This is a genomic window from Streptomyces sp. MBT53 (genome assembly GCF_016654115.1).
Lineage (GTDB): Bacteria > Actinomycetota > Actinomycetes > Streptomycetales > Streptomycetaceae > Streptomyces.
This window is the reverse complement of the sequence record NZ_JAEQAZ010000482.1, coordinates 1-676: the sequence shown is the minus strand read 5'-3', so window position 1 is coordinate 676 and position 676 is coordinate 1. Positions and strand designations below refer to the sequence as shown.

At 72.2% G+C, this 676-nt stretch carries 1 pseudogene; it reads left to right on the top strand.

Annotated elements, in window-relative coordinates:
• A pseudogene (locus JHN45_RS52365) lies at positions 1–676 on the top strand (hypothetical protein); the annotation flags it as partial.

Sequence of the window (676 nt, the reverse complement as noted above, 5' to 3'; positions counted from 1 at the left end):
GAAGACGAGGGTGCGGGACGCCGGTGCCCCGAACCAGGTCAGCAGCCCGCTCGAACCGTCGAGGCGGGTGTCGGAGATGACCGACAGCCGCCTCGACGGTTCGAGCGGGCTGCTGACCTGGTTCGGGGCACCGGCGTCCCGCACCCTCGTCTTCACCGTCGGCAACGCCGGCTCGTCCCCCGTCAAGAACCCGGTGTTCCAAGTCGGCACCTCCCACGGGGTGTTCGCACCACAGTGGGACGACCAGCAGTTCAGCGGCACGATCGCGCCCGGCGGCAAGGCGGAGATCAGACTCCCGGTCGAACTCTCGGCCGGGGCACACGGCGACTACAGCGTCTCCCTGAAATACGGCGGCCGGGTACTCGCCGAGGAGCCGTGGGGCGTCGGCCGCCCCTGGGGCGTGACCCTGTTCTGGATCCTGCTCTGCGTGGTCGTACCGGCGGCGGTGTTCCGCGTCGGCATGGCCGTGGTGGACCGGCTACGGCCGCGCAAGGCGGGCCGCAGCACGGGCCCGGCCCGGCACCGGGACCTGCGACGACAGCTACGGCTGCGGCTGCGACTGCCTGAACAACTCGCCCTGCGCCTGCCGAAGTCCGGCACGGCCGCACCGCACACGGCCCCTGTGACCTCGACCCTGCCGTGGTTCACCCCGGACTCCGACCCGGGCACGGCCGGT